This is a genomic window from Pseudomonas sp. AKS31 (assembly GCF_023634765.1).
GTDB lineage: Bacteria > Pseudomonadota > Gammaproteobacteria > Pseudomonadales > Pseudomonadaceae > Aquipseudomonas.
Genome location: NZ_JAMLFX010000001.1, coordinates 1,169,314 through 1,172,819, shown reverse-complemented (window position 1 = coordinate 1,172,819; position 3,506 = coordinate 1,169,314). Strand labels below are relative to the sequence as shown.

Sequence of the window (3,506 nt, the reverse complement as noted above, 5' to 3'; positions counted from 1 at the left end):
GCTCGCGAAGTACGCAGACCTGTAGTTTTCTGATGTAAATCCATAATCGACTCGGTCTTTCAGGTCGGTGCTTGACGCCAGACACCTCAGTCAGTCCCCTCTCCCAGAGGAGGGGGAAATGCTCGCGAAGTACGCAGACCTGTAGTTTTCTGCTGTAAATCCATAATCGACTCGGTCTTTCAGGTCGGTGTTTGGCGCCAGACACTTCGGTCAGTCCCCTCTCTCAGAGGAGGGGAAATGCTCGCGAAGTACGCAGACCTGTAGTTTTCTGCTGTAAATCCATAATCGACTCGGTCTTTCAGGTCGGTGTTTGGCGCCAGACACTTCGGTCAGTCCCCTCTCCCTCCGGGAGAGGGCTAGGGTGAGGGGCTTTTGATCTTTTACTTGTTGGCACAAATCTCGCTACGTAAAACGCACAGGTAACCAACGGCGGTTGCCCCACCCACGACAAAGACGTCGCTCACCCGTTCGCCCCAACCGGCGCATCAGGTAGCGGCGTTTTTGCGTTTTGGCCCCACAGACCGGGGCCGGTGGTGCGGCCGTGGCGGCGCCCCACCTGCTGTTGCACGACTCCTTTCGAGACTCTTTTCAGCTGAGGTGCGCGATGAATTCAAGCTTCTGGAAATCCGGCCACACCCCGACCCTGTTCGCGGCCTTTCTGTATTTCGACCTGAGCTTCATGGTCTGGTACCTGCTCGGCCCGCTGGCCGTGCAGATTGCCGCTGATTTGCAGCTGACCACGCAGCAACGCGGCCTTGTCGTCGCCACGCCGATCCTCGCCGGTGCGGTGCTGCGTTTTGTGATGGGCATGCTCGCTGATCGGCTGTCGCCGAAAACCGCCGGGCTGATCGGCCAGGTCATTGTGATCTGCGCGCTGTTCGGTGCCTGGAAACTGGGCATTCACAGTTATGAGCAGGCGCTGATCCTCGGCCTGTTCCTCGGTATGGCCGGTGCGTCGTTTGCCGTGGCCCTGCCGCTGGCATCGCAGTGGTATCCACCAGAGCACCAGGGCAAAGCCATGGGCATCGCCGGTGCGGGCAACTCCGGTACGGTGTTCGCGGCATTGATTGCGCCAGTCCTCGCCGCTGCGTTCGGCTGGAGTAACGTGTTCGGCTTCGCCCTGATCCCGCTGATCCTGACCCTGGTGCTGTTCGCCTGGCTGGCAAAAAATGCCCCGCAGCGGCCGAAAGCCAAAGCCATGGCCGACTACTTCAAAGCCTTGGGCGACCGTGACAGTTGGTGGTTCATGTTTTTCTACAGCGTCACCTTCGGCGGCTTCATCGGCCTGGCCAGCGCCCTGCCTGGCTACTTCAACGATCAGTACGGTCTGAGCCCGGTGACCGCCGGTTACTACACCGCCGCCTGCGTGTTCGGCGGCAGTTTGATGCGGCCATTGGGTGGCGCCCTGGCGGATCGCTTCGGTGGTATTCGTACGTTGCTGGCGATGTACACGGTGGCAGCCATTTGTATTGCTGCCGTCGGCTTCAACCTGCCAAGTTCCTACGCGGCGCTGGCACTTTTCGTCTGCACCATGCTCGGTTTAGGGGCAGGCAATGGCGCAGTGTTCCAATTGGTGCCGCAGCGTTTTCGTCTGGAAATCGGCGTCATGACCGGGCTGATCGGCATGGCCGGCGGCATCGGTGGTTTTGCCTTGGCGGCCGGCATGGGCGCGATCAAACAGAGCACCGGCAGCTATCAACTGGCTTTGTGGTTGTTCGCCAGCCTGGGCGTATTGGCGTGGTTTGGCCTGCACGGCGTCAAGCGTCGCTGGAGAACCACCTGGGGTTCGGCGGCAGTGACGGCGGCGCGGGTCTGAACCTTCAATGGCCCTGCAACTGAGCTTTGCCGACGCCAGCGCCACCGGCCCGCGTGCGGAGAATCAGGACGCTTTGCGTCTGGTCACGCCCGCTCCGGCGCTGGCGGCGAGCAAAGGTTATCTGTTCGCCATCGCCGATGGTGTCAGCCAGTGTGCCGATGGCGGACTGGCTGCGCGGTCGACCTTGCAGGCGCTGGCGCTCGACTACTACGCCACGCCGGAAACCTGGAGCGTGGCACAGGCACTCGATCGCCTGCTGCTCGCGCAAAATCGCTGGTTGCAGGCCAATGGCGGTGGCCAGCCGTTGCTCACCACGGTCAGTGCTCTGGTCCTGCGCGGCCGGCGCTTTACCCTCGCCCACGTCGGCGATTGCCGGGTGTATCGCTGGCATGGCGATAGTTTGCAGCGAATGTCCGAAGATCACGTCTGGGACCAGCCCGGCATGCAGCATGTGCTCAAACGCGCGCTGGGCCTGGATCAGCATCTGGTGCTGGATTTTCTCGACGGCGAACTGCGTGAAGGCGAAAGCTTTGTGCTGCTCAGTGACGGGGTCTGGTCGACGCTGGGCGATACCGGGATTGCGGCGATTCTGCGTGATCAACCGGATCTGCACAGCGCCGCGCAAACGCTGGTCAACGCCGCGCATCTGGCGGGGAGTCAGGACAATGCCAGCGCTTTGCTGGTGCGCGTCGATGCGGTGGGTGAAGCGAATATTGGCGATGCATTGATTCATTTGCAGCAATGGCCTCTGCCGCCCCTGCTGAAACCCGGCCAGTCATTCGAGGGCTGGCAGGTGCACGGCATTGTCAGTCAGAGCCAGCAATCGCTGCTGTATCGGGTTCTCGATGGCCAAGGTCAGACGTGGTTACTGAAAACCCTGCCATCGCGTAACGCCGATGACCCTCGCGCCGGGCAGGCGCTGCTGTCCGAGGAATGGTTCCTGAAACGCGTGGCCGGCCGCCATTTTCCCGAAGTCCATGCCTGCCAGCAGCGTCAGCATTTGTACTACGTGATGCGCGAATATTCAGGGACGACGCTGGCGCAGTGGTTCCAGCAGTCCGGCCCATTGCCGCTGGCGCAGTGGCAGGACATCGCCGAGCGTCTGTTGCGTGCTATGGGGCTTTTGCACCGACGGCAGATTTTGCACCGGGACATCAAACCGGAAAATCTGCACCTGGGTGACGACGGCGAATTGCGCCTACTGGATTTTGGCCTGGCGTATTGCCCGGGACTGTCCGAAGACGCGCCATCGACGCTGCCGGGAACGCCAAGCTATATCGCCCCGGAAGCGTTTCGCGGTGATCCGCCGAGTGCACAGCAGGATTTGTATGCAGTCGGTGTGACCCTGTATTTCCTGCTCACCGGGCATTTCCCCCATGGCGAGATCGAAGCGTTTCAGCGGCCGCGCTTTGGTCTGCCGGTAAGCGCCAGTCGTTATCGGCCGGATCTGCCGGAGTGGCTGGCGCAGAGCCTGGAACGCGGTGTTGCGGTGGATCCGCAGCAGCGTTTTGAAACGGCTGAAGAGTGGTTGTTGGTGTTGGAACAGGGCGAGCGGCGGAGTTTGAGTGTGCGGCCTCGGCCGTTACTGGAGCGTGAGCCGTTGAAGGTCTGGCGGACGATGGCGTTGCTGGCTCTGTTGGGGAATCTGGTGTTGCTGGTTTTGTTGTTTCACGGCTGAGACCGCGTCGCG

Annotated in this window: 2 protein-coding genes; both read left to right on the top strand. The window is 61.4% G+C overall.

From position 1 onward, the window contains the following. Positions 1 to 604: 604 nt before the first annotated feature. A complete protein-coding gene (locus tag M9827_RS05290; RefSeq protein WP_250603982.1) occupies positions 605 to 1,816 on the top strand; it encodes a nitrate/nitrite transporter in 1,212 nt (403 codons plus the stop codon). 7 nt (positions 1,817 to 1,823) lie between these two features. Beyond that, positions 1,824 to 3,494, top strand: coding sequence for a bifunctional protein-serine/threonine kinase/phosphatase (locus M9827_RS05285; RefSeq protein WP_250603980.1), 1,671 nt, complete (start codon positions 1,824 to 1,826; stop codon positions 3,492 to 3,494). Positions 3,495 to 3,506 lie beyond the last annotated feature (12 nt).